The 22055-nt window shown below is 66.6% G+C and carries 18 protein-coding genes and 1 tRNA gene; 15 read left to right on the plus strand and 4 right to left on the minus strand.

Annotated features, from left to right (window positions below; genetic code table 11):
• Positions 1–53 precede the first annotated feature (53 nt).
• The 14 genes from GO615_RS04140 (at position 54) to GO615_RS04205 (ending at position 12725) form a co-directional block, all read left to right on the plus strand.
• Complete coding sequence (locus tag GO615_RS04140) at positions 54–914, plus strand: DUF6502 family protein (RefSeq protein WP_169125783.1); 861 nt, start codon at positions 54–56, stop codon at positions 912–914.
• Positions 911–2458 (plus strand): DUF5666 domain-containing protein, encoded by a 1548-nt coding sequence (locus GO615_RS29170; RefSeq protein WP_169125784.1) that lies wholly within the window; start codon positions 911–913, stop codon positions 2456–2458. Before GO615_RS04140 ends, GO615_RS29170 begins: the two co-directional genes overlap by 4 nt.
• A 41-nt stretch (positions 2459–2499) precedes the next feature.
• Positions 2500–3264, plus strand: a complete 765-nt coding sequence (locus GO615_RS04150; RefSeq protein ID WP_169125785.1) for a hypothetical protein — start codon at positions 2500–2502, stop codon at positions 3262–3264.
• Positions 3265–3488: 224 nt separating this feature from the next.
• Positions 3489–3914: a c-type cytochrome gene (locus GO615_RS04155; protein ID WP_169125786.1), complete on the plus strand. Its 426-nt coding sequence runs from the start codon at positions 3489–3491 to the stop codon at positions 3912–3914.
• Positions 3915–3951: 37 nt separating this feature from the next.
• Entirely contained in the window at positions 3952–5334 is a 1383-nt protein-coding gene (locus tag GO615_RS04160; protein WP_169125787.1) for a cbb3-type cytochrome c oxidase subunit I, read from the plus strand.
• A 175-nt stretch (positions 5335–5509) separates the two neighbouring features.
• Positions 5510–6130 carry a cytochrome c oxidase subunit 3 family protein gene (locus GO615_RS04165; RefSeq protein WP_211166944.1) on the plus strand — a complete coding sequence of 207 codons (621 nt, stop codon included), beginning with the start codon at positions 5510–5512 and terminating at the stop codon, positions 6128–6130.
• 14 nt (positions 6131–6144) lie between these two features.
• Positions 6145–6456 (plus strand): cytochrome C oxidase subunit IV family protein, encoded by a 312-nt coding sequence (locus GO615_RS04170; RefSeq protein ID WP_169125788.1) that lies wholly within the window; start codon positions 6145–6147, stop codon positions 6454–6456.
• Positions 6453–7253 (plus strand): CbbQ/NirQ/NorQ/GpvN family protein, encoded by an 801-nt coding sequence (locus GO615_RS04175; RefSeq protein ID WP_169125789.1) that lies wholly within the window; start codon positions 6453–6455, stop codon positions 7251–7253. Before GO615_RS04170 ends, GO615_RS04175 begins: the two co-directional genes overlap by 4 nt.
• A 31-nt stretch (positions 7254–7284) precedes the next feature.
• The gene (locus GO615_RS04180) at positions 7285–7692 is read left to right on the plus strand and encodes a magnetosome magnetite crystal formation protein family (protein ID WP_169125790.1); all 408 of its coding nucleotides are present in this window, start codon (positions 7285–7287) and stop codon (positions 7690–7692) included.
• 4 nt (positions 7693–7696) lie between these two features.
• Complete coding sequence (locus GO615_RS04185) at positions 7697–8737, plus strand: 4Fe-4S binding protein (protein ID WP_169125791.1); 1041 nt, start codon at positions 7697–7699, stop codon at positions 8735–8737.
• A 13-nt stretch (positions 8738–8750) separates the two neighbouring features.
• Entirely contained in the window at positions 8751–10616 is a 1866-nt protein-coding gene (locus GO615_RS04190; RefSeq protein WP_169125792.1) for a nitric oxide reductase activation protein NorD, read from the plus strand.
• Between the two features lie 4 nt (positions 10617–10620).
• Positions 10621–11373, plus strand: coding sequence for a Crp/Fnr family transcriptional regulator (locus GO615_RS04195; RefSeq protein ID WP_169125793.1), 753 nt, complete (start codon positions 10621–10623; stop codon positions 11371–11373).
• Between the two features lie 105 nt (positions 11374–11478).
• Positions 11479–12639 carry an HD-GYP domain-containing protein gene (locus GO615_RS04200; RefSeq protein ID WP_169125794.1) on the plus strand — a complete coding sequence of 387 codons (1161 nt, stop codon included), beginning with the start codon at positions 11479–11481 and terminating at the stop codon, positions 12637–12639.
• Positions 12640–12649: 10 nt separating this feature from the next.
• Positions 12650–12725, plus strand: a tRNA-Thr gene (locus GO615_RS04205).
• Between the two features lie 81 nt (positions 12726–12806).
• Here GO615_RS04205 and GO615_RS04210 read toward each other — a convergent pair.
• The 3 genes from GO615_RS04210 to GO615_RS04220 all read right to left on the minus strand — a co-directional run bounded on the left by GO615_RS04210 (position 12807) and on the right by GO615_RS04220 (position 18591).
• Positions 12807–15182, minus strand: coding sequence for a bifunctional diguanylate cyclase/phosphodiesterase (locus GO615_RS04210; protein WP_169125795.1), 2376 nt, complete (start codon positions 15180–15182; stop codon positions 12807–12809).
• 184 nt (positions 15183–15366) lie between these two features.
• Complete coding sequence (locus GO615_RS04215) at positions 15367–15852, minus strand: adenosine-specific kinase (RefSeq protein ID WP_169125796.1); 486 nt, start codon at positions 15850–15852, stop codon at positions 15367–15369.
• A gap of 141 nt (positions 15853–15993) precedes the next feature.
• A complete protein-coding gene (locus GO615_RS04220; protein ID WP_246262142.1) occupies positions 15994–18591 on the minus strand; it encodes a response regulator in 2598 nt (865 codons plus the stop codon).
• 92 nt (positions 18592–18683) lie between these two features.
• Between GO615_RS04220 and GO615_RS04225 the strand changes: the two genes are divergently transcribed.
• Complete coding sequence (locus GO615_RS04225; RefSeq protein WP_169125797.1) at positions 18684–19955, plus strand: ABC transporter substrate-binding protein; 1272 nt, start codon at positions 18684–18686, stop codon at positions 19953–19955.
• A gap of 61 nt (positions 19956–20016) precedes the next feature.
• Here GO615_RS04225 and GO615_RS04230 read toward each other — a convergent pair whose 3' ends face one another.
• A complete protein-coding gene (locus GO615_RS04230; RefSeq protein WP_169125798.1) occupies positions 20017–22005 on the minus strand; it encodes an acetoacetate--CoA ligase in 1989 nt (662 codons plus the stop codon).
• Positions 22006–22055: the final 50 nt, after the last annotated feature.

Genomic DNA, 22055 nt, shown 5'->3' on the forward strand with positions numbered 1-22055 from the left:
TTTTCCCACGTCCGATTACACTATGAACGCCTGACCCCGGAAGAAACGACCTCATGCATTCCCCCACTCCGCCGACCTCGCTGCTGCAAGCGCTCAGGCGCGTCATGCGGCCGCTGGTGCGACTGATGGTGCGCAAGGGGGTGACCTTTACTTATTTTTCCGACATGCTCAAGGGCGTCTTCGTCGAGGTGGCCGAGCAGGAGTTCCGCCTGGACGCCAATGCGCCGAGCGACAGCAGGATCAGCCTCCTGACCGGCGTGCATCGCAAGGACGTGAAGCGCCTGCGCAGCCACTCGCCGGATGTGGGAGACGATCTGCCCGCAGCCGTATCACTGGGAGCCCACCTCGTGAGCACCTGGCAGACCACCCCGCCGTTCTGCACCCGACCGGGCGACCCCGCACCCTTGGCGCGACTCGCGAGCACCGGCGGAGAGCGTTCATTCGACGCGCTCGTCGCCCGCGTCAGCAAGGACATCCGGGCGCGCGTGGTGCTCGACGAATGGCTGCGACTCGGCATCGCGCGAGTGGATGAACACGACCACGTCCATCTTGAGACTGCGGCCTTCGTCCCACAGAAAGGCTTCGACGAGAAGGCGGCGTATTTCGGCCACAACGTGCATGACCATGCCTGCGCAGCGGTGCATAACCTGACGACCGAGGGGGCACCGTATTTCGAGCGCAGCGTCCATTACGACGCCTTGTCCGCGGCCAGCATCGCGCGCCTGCGGGACGCCGTCTCCAGCGAAGGGATGCAGGCGCTGCTCGCCTTCAACACGCTGGCTGCGCAACTCGAAGCGCAGGACACGCCGAGCGCCGATGCGCGACAGCGCGTGACGATAGGCCTGTATTTCTACAGCGAGGCGACTTCGGCCACGGTGCCGTCCGAAGAGACCGCGCCGAAGATTCCCGCATGAGCCATCGCGTCCATTTGCTGCGTCACCTGGCGGCGGGCCTCGCGCTCGCGCTGTGCGGCATTGCCCCGACCCTTGGTGCGCCGGTGTGCGTTGACCCCGGCGGCATCGGCGGTACGGGCGCGCCGCGGCGCGAAGGCGGTATCGGCGGCACGGGAGCGCCCGCATCCGGCGTCGGCGGGACGGGAGCCCCGGCGGCATCCGGCATCGGCGGCACCGGAGCACCGCTTGCATCGGGAATCGGGGGCACCGGCGCGCCGCTCGCCCAGGGCGGGGTCGGCGGTACCGGCGCCCCGGCCCGCGAAGGTGGAACCGGCGGCACGGGTATCGTGGGCACGATCACGGGTTTTGCGTCGATTTGCGTGAATGGCGTGGAGGTGCATTACGACGACTCGGTCCCGGTCACCGAAAACGGTATCGGCGGAAGCGTGTCGCGCCTGGCGGTCGGGCAAGTCGTCGCCATGGAGACCGGTAGCTCGACTCGTGGCCTCGAAGCGCGCACCATCGCGATCGTCCACGCCTACGAGGGTCCCGTCACGGGAACCCTGAGTGCCCGGGCACCGCTGCGCGTGATGGGTCAGCCGGTGCGTCTCGTGCAGGGAGCGAAGGTCGACGCGGGCCTACACGTCGGCGAGATGGTGCGGGTGAGCGGATTCCGCAATGCGTCCGGCGATGTGCTTGCCACGCGCGTCGAGCGGGCGCCGCAGCTGCGCGAGGCGAGCGCCATCGGATCGCTCGACCGCGACGGCACCTTGCGCGGCCTGGCGCTGGGCGGCCATCGGGGCGAGGATGGGGACGGCGTAAACGAATCACTGGTTCGCGGCACGTGGACGGGAAGTGCGCTGGCGGTGTCGCACACGAGCGCGAATCCGACGATCCCCTTCGCCGGACGCGTGCGCAACGCGCTCGTGGAAGGGCTGGTGCTCGATCGCGCCGACAGGCGCATGGACATCAGCGGATTCGAGGTGGAACTGGCTGACGGAACCGAATTCGCGGACCGCACGGCAGGCACACCCGACAAGGACGCGCGCGTCCGGGTGCACGGCACTTTCACCGGCGAGCGCAAGATCAAGGCCACGCGCATCGAAATCGTGCGCGACGGTTTCGGGGTCGCCGAGGCCGGCGAAGGCGCCCGGTCGGGCAAGAAATCCGGCAAGGACGATGACGACAAGGACCGCGGCGGACGAAAGGCACGGGTCGAGATCGACGAGAAGCGGATACGCATCGAGACCGAAAACGAATCGGGGCGCGAGCGCATCGAGCGGGAGCTGTCGCCCTCGGGCGAAATCGAACGCGAGCGGATCGAACGCACCGAGGTGAGCCCGAGCGGGGATCTGCTGTTGCGCGAGCGCATCGAGACACGCACCTCGGGCGACCGTGTCGAGACTCGCGAACGCATCGAACGCTTCGACGGCAGCGGCCGGGTCGAGCGCATCGAACGTATCGAGCGTATCGAGCGTATCGAACGGCCGGATCGCATCGAGCGCGTGGAGCGGCCGGAGAAACTGGAACGGCCGGAACGCATCGAACGCCCCGAACACGACTAAAGCACACCAGGAACAAGACCCCCGACAATGAGGAGAGTCCAATGAAGCACAAGCGCATCCTGCTGGCCCTGCTGCTGTCCGGCAGCGCTGTGGCCGCCGGCACCGACGCCGGAACGGGCACCGAGGCCAGCAAACTGAGCGTGACGACCGGGCTGGATTACTCGACCGGCGACTACGGCACGGATACCACCAGCGAGATGTGGTACGTGCCGATCGCGGCAAAGTACGAGACCGGCCGCATGACCTACAAGATGACGATCCCGTACCTGCGGGTGACGAACGCAGTGGTGAGCCCGGACGGGGATCCGATCCGCGGCACCGACTGCTCCGGCACCGAGACCGGACTCGGCGACATCACTGCGAGTGCGGGCTACAACCTGCTGGACGGCAGCGCGAACGGTTTGCTGGTCGACGCCGTGGCGAAGGTGAAGATGCCCACGGCGGAGAGCAAGTGCCTGGGCAACAACAAGACCGATTATGCGCTGCAGTTCGACGCGGCCAAGTCCTTCGGCACCGTGACCGCATTCGGCACTGCGGGCTGGAAGGACATGGGCGATTCGGACCTGCGCAATCCCTTCTACGCATCCCTCGGGTTCGGCTACAAGCTCGCCCCCGCCACCACCGTCGGCGCAGCCTACGACTGGCGCGCGCAACTGCGTTCGGGCAGCGATCCGATCCGCGAGGCTTCGGTCTTCGTCAGCCAGAAGCTGAGCCCCGCATGGAAGCTGCAGGTGTATGGGGTAAAGGGTTTTTCCGACAACAGCCCGGACTGGGGCGGCGGCATGATGGTCGGCTACACGTACTGAGCGTCATCCGGTTTGCACGGCTCCGGCGGGGCCGGGATCGCGGGAGGACAACCCTCCGCCCGCAGTCCCGGCCCCGTTTTCCATTCTTCGAGAGGATAAACCGACCGAATTCCCGAAATTGATTCAAATCATGGAGTGCTCCCCTCCCGCTGCCGAGAATGCCTGCAACCTTCGGGTTATTTCTCAATCACTCGGACGCATGACAAAACAATGAGGGACAAACCATGAGCGGTACCTTCACAAAGGCGATGGCCCGCAACATCTTTTATGGTGGCGCGGTGTTTTTCTTCCTGCTGCTGGTGGCGTTGAGTTTCGACACCATGAGCGGCCTGCCGAAATCCGACAACCGTGCGAACCTGACGGAGTCGGTCCTGCGTGGCAAGCATATCTGGGAAACACGCAACTGCATCGGTTGCCACACGCTGCTGGGCGAAGGCGCTTACTTCGCTCCGGAGCTGGGCAACGTCTATCCGCGTCGCGGCGCCGAGTTCATCAAGGCGTGGATCAAGTCGCAGCCGACCGGCACGCCGGGACGCCGCCAGATGCCGAACTTCAACCTGACCGAGCAGGAGCTCGACGACATCGTCGCCTTCCTGAAGTACACCTCGGAAATCAACACCCAGAAATGGCCTCCCAACATCGAAGGCTGAGCGCATCGGATCGACAACTTCAAGGGAATACATAACCATGAAATATTCATCGCAATCGGTCGCGATGCCGTACTTCATAGCGGCCATCGGCCTCTTTGTGGGACAGATCATCTTCGGCCTTGTCATGGGTCTGCAGTACGTCGTGGGCGATTTCCTCTTCCCGGAAATTCCGTTCAACGTGGCGCGGATGGTGCATACCAACCTGCTCATCGTGTGGCTGCTGTTCGGCTTCATGGGCGCCACCTACTTCCTCGTTCCCGAGGAGGCGGAAACCGAGCTGTATAGCCCGAAGCTCGCGTTGCTGATGTTCTGGATCTTCCTTGTCGCAGGCGCGGCGACGATCCTCGGCTACCTGCTGGTGCCCTATTCGACGCTCGCGGAGATGACCGGTAACAACATCCTCGCGACGATGGGACGGGAGTTCCTGGAGCAGCCGCTGCTGACCAAGATCGGCATCGTGATCGTGGCGCTGGCCTTCCTGTTCAACATCACGATGACGATGCTGAAGGGCCGCAAGACCGTGATCAGCATCGTGCTGCTGATGGGCCTGTGGGGTCTGGCGATCTTCTTCCTGTTCTCGTTCTACAACCCGGGCAACCTGGTCAAGGACAAGTTCTACTGGTGGTGGGTTGTGCACCTGTGGGTGGAAGGCGTGTGGGAACTGATCATGGCGGCGATCCTGGCCTTCGTGCTGATCAAGGTGACCGGCGTCGATCGTGAAGTGATCGAGAAGTGGCTGTACGTGATCATCACCCTGGCGCTCGTCACCGGCCTGATCGGTACCGGCCACCACTACTTCTGGATCGGCACGCCGGAATACTGGCAGTGGCTGGGTTCGGTGTTCTCGGCACTCGAACCGATCCCGTTCTTCGCGATGACCGTGTTCGCCTTCAACATGGTGAACCGTCGCCGCCGCGAGCATCCGAACAAGGCTGCCGTGCTGTGGGCACTGGGCACCGGCGTGATGGCCTTCCTCGGCGCCGGCGTGTGGGGCTTCCTGCACACCCTGGCTCCGGTGAACTACTACACGCACGGTTCGCAGATCACCGCGGCGCATGGCCACATGGCCTTCTACGGTGCCTACGTGCTGGTGGTGCTGACGATCATCAGCTACGCGATGCCGCTGCTGCGCGGTCGTGCCGCCAACGACGAGCGTGCCCAGGTGTGCGAGATGTGGGGCTTCTGGCTGATGACGATCTCGATGGTCTTCATCACTCTGTTCCTCACCGCGGCCGGCATCCTGCAAGTTTGGCTGCAGCGTGTGTCCGACACCCCGATGCCCTTCATGGCGGTGCAGGACCAGGTCTCGCTGTTCTACTGGATGCGTCTGTGGGCGGGCGTCGTGTTCGCCGCGGGCCTCGTGACCTACCTGGCGAGCTTCTTCGTCAAGGGCGAGAGCAAACCCCTGATCCATGCATGATGGATCCTCGCTTCCGGCCCTCCGCGGGGCCGTGAAGCGGTTGCGGGGCGGCTTCGGCCGCCCCTTTTTTGTTTTGGACGGGCACTGGGTGATATTCCCCACTCTTTCTTTCACCCAATCCGTGAGTTAACCAGAATCAAGGTTCGGCGTTGGCACTCTCCCTAGACTGGGACACATGAATACATGCGTCCAAACACTCGTGAGCCCGTCTGCCGCCCCGGCCGTCGCGTCCGACGGTTCCGCCAGGCGCCTGCCCGGCGACCTGGCGATCTGGTTCTTCATCCTCGCCGAACTGCTCGCCTTCGGCGCCTTCTTCCTCGCCTACGCCTTCGCCCGCGCCAACAACGTCGAACTGTTCAATGAGCAGCAGCTGGCGCTGGACCGCAATGCCGGGGCGCTCAACACCATCCTGCTGCTGACTTCGAGCTACCTCGTCGTACGCGCGGTGCAGGCTGCAGAGGCCGGCCAGAGCCGCCGCGCGGCGACCTGGATCGCCGGCGGATTCGCCTGCGGTGCGGGCTTCGTGGTCGTGAAGCTGTTCGAGTACGTGGCGAAGTTCGCGGCTGGCGTGAGCCTGTCGTCGAGCACCTTCCACATGTTCTACCTGATTCTGACCTTCTTCCACTTCATGCATGTGATCCTGGGGCTCGTGATCCTCGCGGCGCTGTGGAACGGGGCGCGCAAGGGGCGCTACGGTCCGGGCAACATGAACGGGATCGAGACGGGTGCCGCGTACTGGCACATGGTCGATCTGGTGTGGCTGATCCTGTTCCCGCTGGTCTATGTGATGCGTTGAGGGCTGTGACTACCATGCGAAACCATGAATCCCCGACCCGCGCCCTGCACCACTCCGATCACGGCACGCCGCTGCGCGCCACAGTGATCTGGGTCGTGCTCATCGCCGCGACGATCGTGACCTGGAGCGTCGGCGAGAACGGCGGTTCCGGCCCCGCCGTCGTCGGCCTGCTGTTCGCGATCGCGTTCGGCAAGGGGGCCCTGATCATCCTCGACTACATGGCGCTTCGCCGCGCCCCGCTGATGTGGCCGCTGCTCGCGCTCGGGTGGATGACGCTCGTGTGCGCCCTGATCGGCATTGCCTACTGGAAAGGACTCGCCGCATGATGCTCGACACCCCCCACCTCGACGTTCCCTTCTACCAACCGGCCGGCGACGAGATCGACGTCTTCGAGCATGCGTGGAAGAACCGCCTGCCGCTGCTCATCAAGGGCCCGACCGGCTGCGGCAAGACGCGCTTCGTCGCACACATGGCCGCGCGCCTCGGCCTGCCGCTGTACACGGTGGCCTGCCATGACGACCTCACGGCGGCGGATCTCGTCGGCCGCCACCTGATCGGCGACGGCCAGACGGTGTGGTGCGACGGCCCGCTGACGCGCGCGGTGCGCGAAGGCGGCATCTGCTACCTCGACGAGGTCGTGGAGGCACGCAAGGACACCACCGTTGTGCTGCACCCGCTCGCCGACGACCGCCGCATCCTGCCGATCGACCGCACCGGCGAGCTGCTCGCTGCGCCGCCGTCCTTCATGCTGGTGGTGTCGTACAACCCCGGCTACCAGAACCTGTTGAAGGGCATGAAACCCTCGACGCGGCAGCGCTTCGTGAGCCTGCGCTTCGATTTCCCCGCCACGGAGCGCGAGGAGGCGATCCTCATCGGCGAATCCGGCTGCGCCCCCGACCTGGCGAAACGCCTGGTGTCGATCGCGCATGCCTTGCGCACCCTCAAGGACCAGGATCTCGAGGAAGCGGCGAGCACGCGCCTGCTGGTGTACGCCGCGCTGCTGGTGCGCGACGGCATGGATCCGGTGACGGCCTGCCGCGCGGCGATCGTCGAGAGCCTCACCGACGACCCGGAAGTCGCCGACGCACTGATGGAGGTCGTGTCGGCCACCTTCGGGCGCTGACACGCTTGCCCGGGTCAATCGGCCTGCGACCATGTCGGACCAGGAAGCCGAACTCCTCAAGGAACAGATGCCCGGGCCACGCCTCGCGGTTGTCGCGGAGGCGCTTTTCCTCGCGAACCTGCTGGTCGCGCCCGGGCTCGCCTTCCTCGTCCTGCTCGTGCTGTGGCGGCGCCATCGCGACGACGCCTCGCTGGTGGTGCGCAACCACCTGCAGCAGACGGTGATTGCGAGCCTCTACGGCGGTGCGATGCTGGTTGGCGTGAGCGTCGGGATCTTCCTGCTGGGCGGCTTAGACGACCCGTGGTCGTGGGTGCTCGGCATCCTGTATTTCGTTTCCTTTCACGCCACGCTGGTGATCTTCGGCGTCGTCGGACTGAATCACGCGATTCTCGGCCGCAGCTGGCAATACCCCTTCATCGGCCCGGATCTGTACGAGTAAGTCCATGAACGCCCCGCTCCCCTCCCCCTTGCCGGTAACGCCGCAGGACGACGCCAGACCCACACGGCGCGTGATTCCCATCGCGACCGCAAAACCGATGGGACACAACCGCACGCAGAAGAAGCGCATCGCCTTCCAGATCGGCTTCTTCACGCTGTTCGTCCTTGCGCCGGTGTTCGACATCCTCCGCTACGACCTCGACGCGGGCCATGCCTGGCTGCTCGGCATGGAATGGCGGCTAGGCCTGGACGACTTCCTCGCCGGGCGCATCGGTGCGCTCGAAGCGGGCGCGAATGTGATGTTCCGCCTCTTCGTCCCCATCCTTGTCGGCGCGGCGGCCTTCCTGTGGGTCGCGTGGAAATGGGGGCGCCTGTACTGCGGCTGGCTGTGCCCGCACTTCTCTGTCGTCGAGACGATCAACAAGCTGATGCAGAAGGCCTCGGGCAAGCCCAGCGTGTGGGTCAGGGAACCCCTGCCGCCATGGAAGGCGGACGGCACGCCGTGGCGCGCGGATGCCCGCTGGTGGCTGGTCGTCGTTCCCGCGGCGGTATTCTTCGCCTTTCTGTGGGCGGTGGTGTTCCTGACCTATCTGCTGCCTCCGGCGGAGGTCTACGGCAATCTCTTCGGCGGAGCGCTCACGCGCAACCAGACGATCTTCCTCACCGCCGGCACCTCGGTGCTGACGCTCGAGTTCCTCTTCGCGCGCCACCTCTTCTGCCGCTATGCCTGCGCGGTCGGGCTGTTCCAGAGCCTCGCGTGGATGAGCAACCGCAACGCGATGGTCGTCGGCTTCCAGCGCAAGCGCGCCGCCGACTGCGCGAGCTGCCTGCCGGACCGCCAATCGGCGTGCGACGCGGTGTGCCCGATGCGGCTCACTCCACGCAACATCAAGCGCCTGATGTTCACCTGCACGCAGTGCGCGCAGTGCGTCGAGGCCTGCGAGCAGAGCCAGCGCGACAATCCGCAGGGCTCTTTGCTGCATTGGGTCACCAACGAGGCCGCGCGCCAGAACGAGGCCGGATTCCGCTCCGGCAAGCAACGCTAGCCAGGACAAGGACATGGAAGAAGCCGTAGGCAAGATCTGGCACCGTCTGATCACCCGCGCCGCGATCGGCAACCACCCCGATGCGGTCGTACGGCTGAAGGACATCGAACGCACGGCGGGCGTGTTCTTCCGCGCACTGGGCGGCGATCCGGGCCTGCGCGTGGCCGCGGCAACCAACGATGAGCATGGCGCACGGCGCGGCTTTCTCGCGCGCATCGCCGGCGCGGGCGACCGGGCCGCGCGCGCGCGGATGGATCCGTCAACGCTGCGGCTGCCGCCCGAGATCGACGCCTTTCCCGAAAAGTCGCTGAACCGCGACCTCTACCTGTGGCTTGCGGCGCTGGCCGCCGCGCACGAGGGCCTCGAAGCCGACGGCGAGGACGAAGCCGACCGCGACTTCCGCCGCAACCAGTTCGCGACCTGTGCCGCGCTGCATGCCTGGCCGGGGCTCGCACCGCGCTACCGGCGGCTCGTCGAAGCCTATCTACCCAAGCGCCCAAAGCCCGAGAAACTGCCCCCGCAGGAGGCCGAGCGCGAACGCGCGATCCGGCGCGCACTCGAAGCGCCGGGCACCGTGTTCGCGCTCCCCGCCGTGCCGCAGGGCACGCCACCCGCACACCCCGTGCTGCTGTGGCTCACCGGCTCACTCGCCCCGGCCGGCAGCGCGACCCGCCGCGGCAGCGCCGACCCGGAACAGACCGCCGATGGCGGCCCGCCCGCCTTCGAGGAGTCGGAACGCCGCGCCCATCGCGCCGAGCAGGTCGACATGCCGAAGGAGAAGAACGGCCTGCTGCTGATGTTCCGCGCCGAGAGCCTGCTTGCGATTGCGGAATTCCTGCGCATCAACCGCCCGGCCGACGACGACCCCGATCCCAACGCCGCCGACGCGGCACGCGACCTCGACCATTTGTCGCTGTCGCAGGACAAGGAGCGCGTCGCCTCCAAGGTGCGTTTCGACCTCGACCTGCCCTCCGCGGCCGAGGACGACGTCGTGCTCGGCGACGGGCTGCCGCTGCCCGAATGGGACTACCGCAAGGGCGTCCTGCTGGAAGATCACGTCCGCCTCGTCGAACTCGCCGCACGCGACGCCCAGCCCTGCCCCCTGCCCGAGCACCTGCGGCGCACCGCGAAGCGCCTGCACCAGCAATTCGCGGCACTGCAGCCGGGGCGGCGCTGGATCAAGGCGCAGGTCGACGGCGCCGAGCTCGATGTCGACGCCATCGTGCGTGCGCAGACCGACCGCGCCGTCGGCCGCCACCCGTCGGACCAGCTCTGGTTGTCGCTGGAGAAGCGCGAACGCGACCTCGCCTGCATGGTGCTCGCCGACCTCTCGCTGTCCACCGACAGCTGGGTGTCGAGCGAGGCCCGCGTCATCGACGTGATCCGTGACGCGCTGCTGCTCTTCGGCGAAGCGCTGGGCGCGACCGGCGACCGCTTCGCCATCGCGGGCTTCTCGTCGGTAAAACGCAACCAGGTCCGATTCCATCGCCTGAAGGACTTCGGTGACCGCTTCGATGACCGCATCCGCGGTCGCATCAGCGCCATCAAGCCGGGCTACTACACGCGCCTCGGCGCCGCGATCCGTCGCGCGAGCGCCCTGCTGGCCGACGAACCGGCCGCGCGCCGCATCCTCCTGATCCTGTCGGACGGCAAGCCCAACGACCTGGACCTCTACGAAGGCCGCTACGGCATCGAGGACACGCGCGTTGCCATCGCCGAGGCGCGCAAACAAGGGCTCGTGCCGTTCTGCGTCACGATCGACCGCGAGGGCGCAGGCTACCTGCCGCACCTCTTCGGTCCCGCCGGTTTCGCGGTGATCCGCAAGCCGGAGGAGCTCCCCGCGCGCCTGCCGATGTTCTATGCCCAACTGACACGATGATGCCATGCCCGTGACCACAACCGAGCGCGAGACGTCGGCCCCGCTCACCGTCAAGGAGCACGACACCGGACACGTGTGCCGTCTGCTCGCTCATGTGCCCCTCCTCGAGGGACTTGCCCCCGAGGAACTCGCACGCTTCGCCCGCGGCGTGCGCGAGCAGCACGTCGACAAGGGCGATGTGCTCTTCCACCGCGGCGACCCCTGCCACGGCTTCCACCTCGTGCTGTGCGGCCAGATCAAGCTCGCATTCACGTCGGCCGAAGGCCAGGAGAAGGTCATCGAGATCATGCGCCCGGGCCAGAGCTTCGGCGAGGCGGTGATGTTCATGGAAAAGCCTTACTTCGTGATGGCGCAGGCGCTCACCGAAAGCCGACTACTGCACATCGCGAAGAGCGTGGTGTTCGAGGAGATGGACCGCGACCCCACCTTCTGCCGCCGCATCATCGCCGGGCTGTCGCAGCGCCTGCATCACCTCATCGCCGACGTCGAGACCTACTCGCTGCTCTCCGGCCGCGAACGCATCGTCGGCTACCTGCTGCGCGAGGAGGAAAGCAGCGGCGAACCGGGCCTGTGCGGACGCGTATCGATCCGCCTGCCGACCAGCAAGGGGACGATCGCCTCGCGGCTCAACCTCACGCAGGAGCACTTCTCGCGCATCCTGCACGAGCTGGCCGAAGCGGGCCTCATCGTCGTCGAAGGGCGCACGATCCACATCCCGGATATCGAGCGGCTGCGCACGACCAGCGCCCGCTACTGAACCGCAGCGGCACTTGACGACAGCGCAGGGGGATGTGTCAAAAGTAGTAGCGGCATCGCAGGTCGTAACTGATAATTGATTCCCGTTCCCGCAGACACGGAAATCATGAGCGTCACCGACAGCTGGCAGGAATTCGCCGCATCCGCCGCTAGACAGGCAGGAAACCTGCATGTCGCCTCGGTCAGCGACAAGGTGCGCGAACTGCACCAGCGCATCCACGAGCGCTACCCCGCCATCGCGCGCATCGCCGTCGCGCTCTACGACCCCGAGATGCGGCGCCTCAAGACCTTCGTCGCCAGCAACGACCCGGGAATCTCGCCGCTGAACGGCTACGAATGTCCGATCGACAGCGTCCCCTCGCTGCTGGCGATCGCCGAAAGCGGACAGGCGCGCGTCGTGAACGACCTCAGCAAGCTGCCCGTATCCGACACGACACACTCGCGCTGGCTGCATCACGAAGGTTTCCTGTCCAGCCTCACCCTGCCGATCCGGCGCAGCGACCAGCTGCTCGGCTTCCTGTTCTTCGACGCGCGCGAACGCGACGTCTTCACCGATCCCGTGGTCGCCGACCTCCTCCTCTACGGCCATCTCATCGGCATGATCGTGACGCAGGAGCTGGCGACGGTGCAGATGCTGGTGGGCGGGCTGCGCCTGGCGAGCCAGTTCGCCCACGTGCGCGACCTGGAGACCGGCGCCCATCTCGACCGCATGGCGCGCTATGCCCGTCTCATCGCCCGCGAGATCGGACCTTCCCACGGCAAGACGGACGACTACGCGGAAAACATCTTCCTGTTTTCCGCCCTGCACGACATCGGCAAGGTCGGCGTGCCCGACCGCATCCTCCTGAAGCCCGGCAAGCTAGACGACGCCGAACGCGAGGAGATGCGCCGGCACGTCATCGTCGGCCTGCAGATGGCCGAGCGACTGATCAACGACTTCGGCCTCGCCTCGCTGTCGAACATCGACATGCTGCGCAACATCGTCATCGCGCATCACGAGCGCATGGACGGCAGCGGCTATCCGCACGGCCTCACCGGCGACGCCATCCCGCTCGAAGCACGCATCGTGGCCACCGCGGACGTCTTCGACGCCCTAGCCTGCGCGCGCAGCTACAAACCCGCCTGGACGCTGGAGAACGCCTTCCAGGAAATCGAACGCATGTCGGGCACCCAGCTCTATGCGCCTGCGGTACAGGCCCTGCTCGACTGCCGCGAGGAAGTCGAAGCGATCTATCAGCGCTTTCAGGACGCCATCGTTACGCTATAATCCGGCCCGCGCCGGCATAGCTCAGTTGGTAGAGCAACCGCCTTGTAAGCGGTAGGTCATCTGTTCGAGTCAGATTGTCGGCACCAATCAAGTCAATGCGTTAGCCCGGTCAGTTTGATCGGGCTTTTTGCTTTCCGGGGCCCGTCGGCCGGCGCGACGTCTTCACTTCAGTGCCGCAGCTGCACGCGCTGGGCGCGTTCCGAGCGCCACGCTGCGAAGGCCTCGGCGCGGAGCGGCTCGCTGATGACGTAGCCCTGCGCGACGTCGCAGCCCTGCGCCGACAGGTGTTCCCAGCCGGCACGATCCTCGACCCCTTCCGCGACGACCTCCAGTTCCAGGTCATGCGCGAGATCGATGGTCGAGCGGACGATGACGTTCGAGTCGGTGTTGGACAGCATGTCCTGCACGAAGGACTTGTCGATCTTGATCGCGTCGACGGGCAGCCTCTGAAGGTAGGCGAGCGAGGAGTAGCCGGTGCCGAAGTCGTCGATGAACAGGGCGGTGCCGAGATCCTTCAGGCGCTGCAGGCACTCCAGGCTGCCCTGCGGGTCCTGCATCAGCGCGCTTTCGGTGAGTTCGAACTGGATGTCCTCGGGCTCGGCGCCCCAGGTCGCGAAATGGTTGCGCACGCGCTCGATCAGCTTGGGATCGCGCAGGTCGCGCGCGGAGAGGTTCACGGCCACCGGCACGCTGAGCCCGTCCTGGCGCCAGACGTAACTCTGGCGGAAGGCGGCCTGCATGACCCAGTCGGTGAGCGGGCTGATGAGTCCGCTGTGTTCGGCGAGGCTGATGAACTCATTGGGCCACAGGGTGCCGCGCTGGGGATGCTCCCAGCGTACCAGCGCTTCGACGCCGCACAGCTCGCCGCTGGCAAGCCTGGCCTTGGGCTGGCAGTAGAGGCGCATCTCGCCGTTGTCGATCGCGCGGTGCAGGTCGCCAATGAGTGCGAGCCGGCGCGCACATTCGCGGTCGCGCCCACCGGTGTAGAGCGCGTGCCCGTGACCCTGCTGGCGCGCCTGGTGCATCGCGACGTTGGCGCGGCGGATCAGTGCGTCCGCCTCGGTGCCGTGGCCGGGGAACACCGCGATGCCGATGCTGCCGCCCGCGTCGAGCATGATCTCGCCGATCGTCACGGGTTCGAGCAGTTCGGTCAGCAGGCGTTGCGCCGTGCGCGACGCGGCGGCGGCATCCGAACGGGGCAGCAGGATCGCAAACTCCGATTCGCCGACGCGGGCGATGGCGGAAGCGTCCTGGACGACGCGCCGGATGCGGGTGGCGACCTCGCACAGCATCGCGTCGCCCTGCTGGTAGCCGAGGGTTTCGTTCACCTCCTGGAAGTGATTCACACCCAGCACGAGCAGCGCCAACGGACCGCTGTGCGACTTCGCGGCGTCGATTTCGGTGCCGAGGCGCATGCGCAGCCTCCAACGGTTCGGCAGACCGGTGAGCGCGTCTTCCTCGGCCATGCGCTTGATCGTTTCCTGCGCTTGGCGGCTCCGTTCGCGCAGGCGCAGCGTGGCGATGCCGAAGGAGAGATCCTCCGCCAGCTCGCCGAGCAGGCTGGCTTCGGCCTCGTCGAAGGCGTCCTCCTCGGTCGCGGCGATCGTCAGGTTGCCCAGGATCTCGTCTCCGTGCCGCAACGGAAATGCGCTGACTGCCGCAATGCCGCGCCGCAGGTCCTCGTCACGCCACGGAGCCAGCGCTGCGTCGCTGCGGATGCTGCGGCCGATGCTGGGTTGGCCGGTACGGATCGCCACGCCGGTGGCACCATGTCCGCGTTCGCCTTCCCCCCATGTGAGACGCTGCCACTCGAGGAAGGCGCGATCGATGCCATGAAAGGCCATGATCGCGACGCTCTTCGCTTCGTCGTGCTGCGCGTAGCCGACCCACGCGAAGCGGTAACCGCCATCCTCGACGATGATCCGGCAGATGTCCTGCAGCAGCCCCTGCTCCTCGGTGGCGCGCACCAGCGCGCGGTTCGCCTCGCTGAGCGTCTTGCGTGCGCGGTCGACGCGGCGCAGGGCCTCCTCCACCACGGCGTGACGCTCGGCCCAGCGCAGCACGACCATGCCGTAGGCGAGTGCATTCGCCGCCTCCTGGAGGAGGTCGACGGAGCCGGCAGTGAAGTCGCCCACGCGCGCGGACACGATCTGCAGCACGCCGAGCACCTGCGTCGCATCACGCAGCGGCAGCAGTGCAAGAATCGACGCCTGCCCGGCCGCGACGAGGAAGGGTCGTCCGGCCTGCAGGGCTTCACGCGCGGCAAGGCCCCACGGCGAATCGTCGAGCTGCGGGGAGCTGCTCTCCCCGACGTCGTCGGGCAAGGGGACGGAGGATGCGACGCGCTGCAGCGTGCCGCACTCCGCATCGGCTCGAGCGATCGCCGCGTATCGGAAGGCGGCCACATCGACAATCGCCTGGCAGACATCACGCACCAGTCCGGGTTCGTCCATCGCGGCCTGCACGGCGGCGTGGGTCACGCGCAGCACGGTCAGGGCGCCGCTCGGCTCCGACCCTGCCGCCGAAGGAAGCGTCGGCGGCATCTCTTCCCTCTCCGACAATTGCTCGTCCATCGCCATGGCACGCCCCTGTCAGCCGCTGGCCGCCCATTCGCGGATCAGCGCCAGATTTAGACACTTCGTGCGCCGCAAGGTTGATGCGACCGCATCGCGGCAATGGCCCACGGACCACAGCCACCGAGGCGCGCGATCGCCGCCGTTACCGCGCTCAGAGCTTGTAGCCGATCTGCCGCAGCAGCTTCTTGCGCGCGTCGATCTTCTGCTCGTCCTCGATCCCGAGCGGCGGCGAGCCGTCCACGACGCCGATGATGCCCCGCCCCTGCCCCGTCTCCGCCAGCAGGACCTCGACCGGATTGGAGGTCGCGCAGAAAATGCGGCACACCTCGGGCACCTGCTTGATCGCGTTGAGGACGTTGACCGGATAGAAACCTTCGCCGAGGAAGACGATGAAGCTGTGACCCGCGGCGATGGCGCGGGCGTTGGCCTGGGCCAGCAGGACCATCGCGTGGTCCGTGCCAGACCAGCGGATCAGGCAGTCGCCCGATGCCTCGCAGAACGCGAGTCCGAAGCGGATGCCGGGCACGGCATTGACCAGGGCTTCGTGAATGTCCTCGACCGACTTGATGAAGTGCGTCTGGCCGAGGATGAAGTTGATCGGTTCGGGTTTGTCGATCCTGACTGCTATCAGATTCATGATGTCTCGCCTCCCCGATATGGGGCCGCGCCATGTCGTCATGCGTGAACGATGCCTGCGGGCGCGGCCATCCATTTCACCATAGCACCCGGCCGGGCCAGGCGCGGGCCAGCCGCGCAAGCGCCGGACGGCCCCGGGTGATCAAGCGCGGGCGAGCCAGCGCCCGAGCAGTCCGTTCAGTTCGTCGGGCGAGAACGGCTTGCCGAGAAAGTCGTCCATACCAGCCTCTCGACAGCGTTGCAGGCTCTCGTCGCGCTCGCCGGCCGTAAGTGCGACGATCGCCGTGGGCGTCTGGCCGCGTTCGCGCTCGTGCTCGCGCCATGCCCGACTGGTTTCCCAACCGTCCATGCCGGGCATGCGGCAATCCATCAGCACGAGATCGAGATTTGCATCGCTGCGTGCGACTGCGAGCGCCTCTTGCCCCGACGCGGCCACCTTGACCTCGCAGCCCAGCGCTTCGAGCAAACCACAGCTCGCTTCGCGGATACCCGGATCGTCATCGACGAGCAGCACCCGCCCGGTGAACTCCGCCACCGCCGGCGGCTTCACCGCCTCGCGCCGCAGCCACCTGACGAGCGTCGCGAGCAGGACGTCGCGATCGACGGGCTTCGACAGGTAGTCGTCCATGCCGGCCTCGATGCATTTTTCGCGATCCCCAGTCATCGCGGACGCGGTGAGGGCGATGATCGGCGTGCGGCGTGCCGGATCCTCGACCAGACGGATGCGGCGCGTCGCCTCGTAGCCGTCCGTACCCGGCATCTGGCAGTCCATCAGGACCAGGTCCGGCCTCCATTCATGCACCAGCGCAACGGCCTCGTCGCCGTTGCGGGCCGCCTGCACGACACAGCCGCCGGCGCGCAGATATTCGCCGAGCACCTCCAGGCTCACTTCGACATCGTCCGCGAGCAAGACGCGCACACCCGCCAGTCGCGTGGCGACCGCGTGCGGCACCGCTCGCGGCACGGGCGCGGGAAGCGGATCGCCCGGCAGCAGAGGCAGCTCGAACCAGAATGTGCTGCCCCTGCCCTCGTGGCTATTGACTCCGAGTTCGCCGCCCATCAGTCCCACCAGCTGGCGGCAGATCGTCAGCCCCAGGCCGCTGCCGCCGAAGGTGCGGGTGGTCGAAGCGTCGGCCTGCGCGAACTTTTCAAAGATGTGCTCCTGACAATGCCTCGGGATCCCGATCCCGGTGTCGCGCACCTCCACCCGGAGCCGTCCGCCGGCAGCATCCTCCGACTGCCACCCGACGTTCAGGGTCACGCCGCCGGACGGGGTGAACTTCACGGCATTGCCCAGCAGGTTGTCGACCACCTGTCGTATCCGCACCGGATCGCCCTGCAACAGTGGTGGGACGTCCCCGCTCCAGGAGATCCTGAAGCGCAGGTTCTTCCGCCCTGCAGCAGCCTCATGGATCAGCGCGACGTCGCCGAACAGCGAACGCGGCTCGAAACTCTCCGGCCGGATCGCGAGCTTGCCGGCCTCGATGCGCGAAATGTCGAGAATATCGTTGACGATGTCGAGCAGCTGCCGGGCGCTGTCGTTTGCCAGGCGGACGTACCGGTCCTGCGTGTCGGTCAGGGAAGTGTGACGCAGCAGATCGAGCACGCCCAGGATGCCTGTAAACGGGGTGCGGATCTCGTGGCTCATGTTGGCGAGAAACTCGCTTTTTGCCCTGCTGCACGCCTCCGCTCGCTCGCGCGCACCGCGCACTTCGGTTTCGGCGGCCTTGCGCTCGGTGACATCGTCGAAGGTCAATACCACACCGCGACCGAGATCCGCGGGATCGATCGCCTTGCACGACAGTGCGCACCAGAACACCTCGCCGCTGCGACGCCGCATCTGCGTTTCCATTCGCAGCACTTCGCCTGCCATGAGCCCGGGCAGCGCCCGGCTGGCAACCTGTTCGTGGGTTGCCGCATCGGGAAACAGGTCCGCCGTCCTGAGGCCGATCAGGCCGCCTTCCGAATGGCCGAAGATCTCGGCCATCTGGCGGTTCGCGCGGGTGATGCGGCGGTCAGCAGGATTGCTCGCGTCCACGTAGGCGATGCCGACGGCGGCCGCATCCAGGGTGGTCTGCTGGACGGCCTCGAGCTGGTCCTTGGCGCGTCGCAGGCCGAGCTCGGCCCGGCGCGCATGCAGCAGGGCCCAGCCGAGCACCCACATGAGCAGCGCGAAACCCGCGATGATCGCGCCGATGATCAGCCGCATGCCGTCCATCCGTTCGGCGAGTTGCGCGTTCAGGGAGGACAGCATGCCCCAGCGGTCGAGTTCGGCCGCCTCGAAATCGTCCGCGAGCCGGTGCACCTCGACGGTGGCCTTGGCAAGAAGCTGGTCCGCGGACTCGCGGTCGAGGAGCGCGACACGTGATACCGCTTCGTGGATCGGGGCGATACGGGCAAGCAACTCGCGACGCAATCCGGGAGCCTCATCCAGCCCTTCCGCCCCGTAACTCTCGGCAAGCGCGAGCGCTTCCGCAGCCCGAGCGAGATGCTCGCTGCGCTTCAGGACGTCGTCGTCGGCACGCTCGATGCGCTCTTGCGCATGGCCCAGGAAGTAGCGCGCCTTCAGCAGCGTGCGCGCACCATGCACGGCGTTGAAGTTCGCGCCGAGAAACTCCTCGTGCAGGGTATTGAATCGCGCGAAGCCGATGATCAGCATCACGCCCGCCAGGACCGCCACGATGTAGATGATGAGCGGCAGGCGCTGCGCGCCCTTCGAATCGTCCTTCAATCTGAACATCCCTTATGTTCCGGGCAGGCGCGGAGCTCGCAGGTTGTACCCGGTGAAAACCCCTTTTATTATCACGGCTATTTTCCGCTCAGGATACCCGGATGGACAATACGCGCGACGCCGGTTTTCAGCCTGCGAAGCCCGCGCGCCTGCCGCGCCGCATCGGCCTGTTCGCTGCCGCAGCCTTTGGAGCGATGGCCTGCTGCAGCGCCGGGCCGGCCACGGCCGCGATTTCGGACGACGAAGTGCGCGTCGGACTCCTCGCGGACATGAGCTCCATCTACGCCAACATTTCCGGCCACGGCTCGGAGACCGCCGCACGGATGGCGATCGAGGATGCCGGAGGGCAGGTCGCCGGCCGGCCGATCAGGCTTGTCGTCGCCGACCACGGAAACGATGTCGTGCAGGCGGTCGAAACCGCCCGCCGCTGGCTGGACGACGACGGCGTGGATGTGATCGCCGACGTTGTCGCCTCGCCCGCAGCACTCGCCGTGCAGGAGCTGAACCGTTCGCGCGGCGCGGTAGTCTTCTACAACGGCGTGATGACTTCCGACCTCACCGGCTCCGCCTGCGCCCCCACCGGCATTCACTGGATGTACGACGGCTACGCCTTCACGACCGCGATCGGGCGCGAGCTCACGCAGCGCGGGGCGCGTTCGTGGTATTTCGTCACGGTCGATAACGCGTTCGGCCAGAACGTGCAGGCCGACCTGACCGCAGTGATCGCGGCCAACGGCGGACACGTGATCGGCGCAACCCGGCACACGCTCGGGCAGGAGCAGCTCTTCGCCCAGCTCCGTCAGGCCGCACAGTCGGGCGCCGACGTGATCGCACTGGTCAATGCCGGCGACGACATGATCCGCGCCGTGCGCCAGAGCTACGACCTGCTCAGCGTCAGCAAGGGCCAGACGGCGCTCGCCGCGGTCGCGACGACGCTCAACGACGTGCACCTGATGAAGCCCCAACTGGCTCAGGGGCTCAAGCTCGCGCACGCCTTCTACTGGAACCGTGACGCCGAGGCGCGCGCCTGGTCGGAGCGCTTCCGCGCGCGCACCGGGGCAATGCCGAACGACATGCAGGCCGGGGTGTACTCGGCCCTCACGCATTACTTCAAGGCCGTAGCGGCGAGCGGCAGCGACAAGGGCACGACCGTGGTGGCGAAGATGCGCGAACTGCCGATCCGCGACCCCATCGTACGCAATGCCAGCCTGCGCGAGGACGGCCGCATGGTGCACGACACCTACCTGATGGAAGTGAAGAAGCCCGCCGAGATCACCGTCCCGTGGGACTACCTGCGCATCCTGCGCACCATTCCCGCAGAAAAGGCATTCAAGCCGCTCGCCGAGGGCGGCTGCCCCCTCGTCAAGCACTGAACGGCGATCAGCTGCCCCCGTTACCGCCGCACGGCGGCAACGGGGGGAGCGACTACTGCCGCTATTCGGTCAGTTCGACCCGATCGCGGAAGAACCCGAGCGCCTCCGGATTCGCGAGCGCCTCCAGGTTCTTCACCGGCCGGCCATGCACCACGTTGCGCACCGCGAGTTCGACGATCTTGCCGCTCTTGGTGCGCGGGATGTCGTCGACCTGCAGCACTTTCGCCGGCACGTGGCGCGGCGTGGTGTTGTCCCGGATGGTCTGCCTGATGCGCGCGACGAGGGCGTCGTCGAGCACGAGCCCCTCGCGCAGCTTCACGAACAGCACCACGCGCACGTCGTTCGGATTCTGCGGCGGCCAGTCCTGCCCGATCACGAGCGACTCGACGACTTCCGGCAGGCGCTCGACCTGGCGGTAGATCTCGGCGGTGCCGATGCGCACGCCGCCGGGGTTCAGGGTCGCGTCCGAGCGGCCGTGGATGACGAGACCGCCATGCTCGGTGATCTCGCAGAAATCGCCGTGACACCACACGTTGGGAAAGCGGTCGAAATAGGCGGCGTGGTACTTCGAACCGTCCGCGTCGCCCCAGAAACCGATCGGCATCACCGGGAAGGGCCTGGTGCAGACGAGTTCTCCCTTGGCCTCGCGCAGCGGCCTGCCCTCGTCGTCCCAGACGTCGACCGCCATGCCGAGCCCGCGGCATTGGATTTCCCCGCGCCACACCGGCAGCACCGGCGAGCCGAGAACGAAGCACGAGATGATGTCGGTGCCGCCGGAGATCGAAGCGAGCTGCAGATCGGCCTTGATGTCGCGATAGACGTAGTCGAAGCCTTCCGGCACGAGCGGGCTGCCGGTGCTCATCATCACACGCACGGAGGCGAGGCTGTGCGTCTCGCGCGGCTTCAGATTGAACTTCGCCGCAGCGTCGATGAACTTCGCCGAGGTGCCGAAGTGCGTCATGTGCTCGGCGTCGGCGTAGTCGAAGAGGATCTGGTTGTCGGACGCGAAGGGCGATCCGTCGTAGAGGAGCAGCGTCGCCCCCGCGGCGAGGCCCGACACGAGCCAGTTCCACATCATCCAGCCGCAGGTGGTGAAGTAGAACAGGCGGTCGCCGGGCTTGACGTCGGCGTGCAGGCGATGCTCCTTCAGGTGCTGCAGCAGCGCCCCGCCCGCGCAGTGCACGATGCACTTCGGCACCCCGGTCGTGCCCGAGGAGTACATGATGTAGAGGGGATGATCGAAGGGCAGCTGCTCGAAGGCGATGTCGTCAACGAAATGGAACGGCGCGATGTACTCGGCCCACATATGCGCATGCGGGATGCCCTTCAGATCGTGTTCGGCGTGGACGTACGGCACGACCACCACATGCTTCACGGATGGCAACTGGCGCACGATGTCGCCCAGCTTGCCGAGGATGTCGATGGTCTTGCCGCCGTAGAAGTATCCGTCGCAGGCAATCAGCACCTTGGGCGCCGTCTGGCCGAAGCGGTCGAGCACACCCTGCACGCCGAAGTCGGGCGATGCGGACGTGAAGATCGCACCGATGCTCGCCGCGGCCAGCATCGCGATCACCGTCTCGGGCATGTTCGGCATGTAGGCGGCGACGCGGTCGCCCTTCTGCACGCCCATGTCGCGCAGCGCCGCGACGAAGTGGGCGACGGCACGGTACATCTCGCCGTGGGTCATGCGGTTCTGCACGCGGTCCTCGCCCCAGAACACGAGCGCATCGTGAGCGTCGCGCGAGCGCAGCAGGTTCTGCGCGAAGTTGAGGCGCGCGTCGGGGAACCACCTTGCACCGGGCATGCGGTCGCCATCCACCAGCACGCGTTCGCCGCGCTCGCCGATCACGCCACCGCCGGTCTTGTCACCCTCCCAGACGCTCACCCAGAACTCCTCGGGCGAAGCGACGGACCACGCATGGAGCGTATCGTAGTCCGGCAGCGACCGCCCCCAGCGTTTCTCGGCGGCGAGGCGGAAGGCCGTGACGCCGGCGGATGCGATGCGTTCGGCGGAAGGGGTCCAGAGCGGAGCGGCAAGTTTGTCGGTCATGGGAAGCACCATCCGTTTTAGTGTCACTCCATTCTATCCTTGCAGCATCA

It is taken from the genome of Aromatoleum evansii (genome assembly GCF_012910805.1).
Taxonomy (GTDB): Bacteria; Pseudomonadota; Gammaproteobacteria; order Burkholderiales; family Rhodocyclaceae; genus Aromatoleum; species Aromatoleum evansii.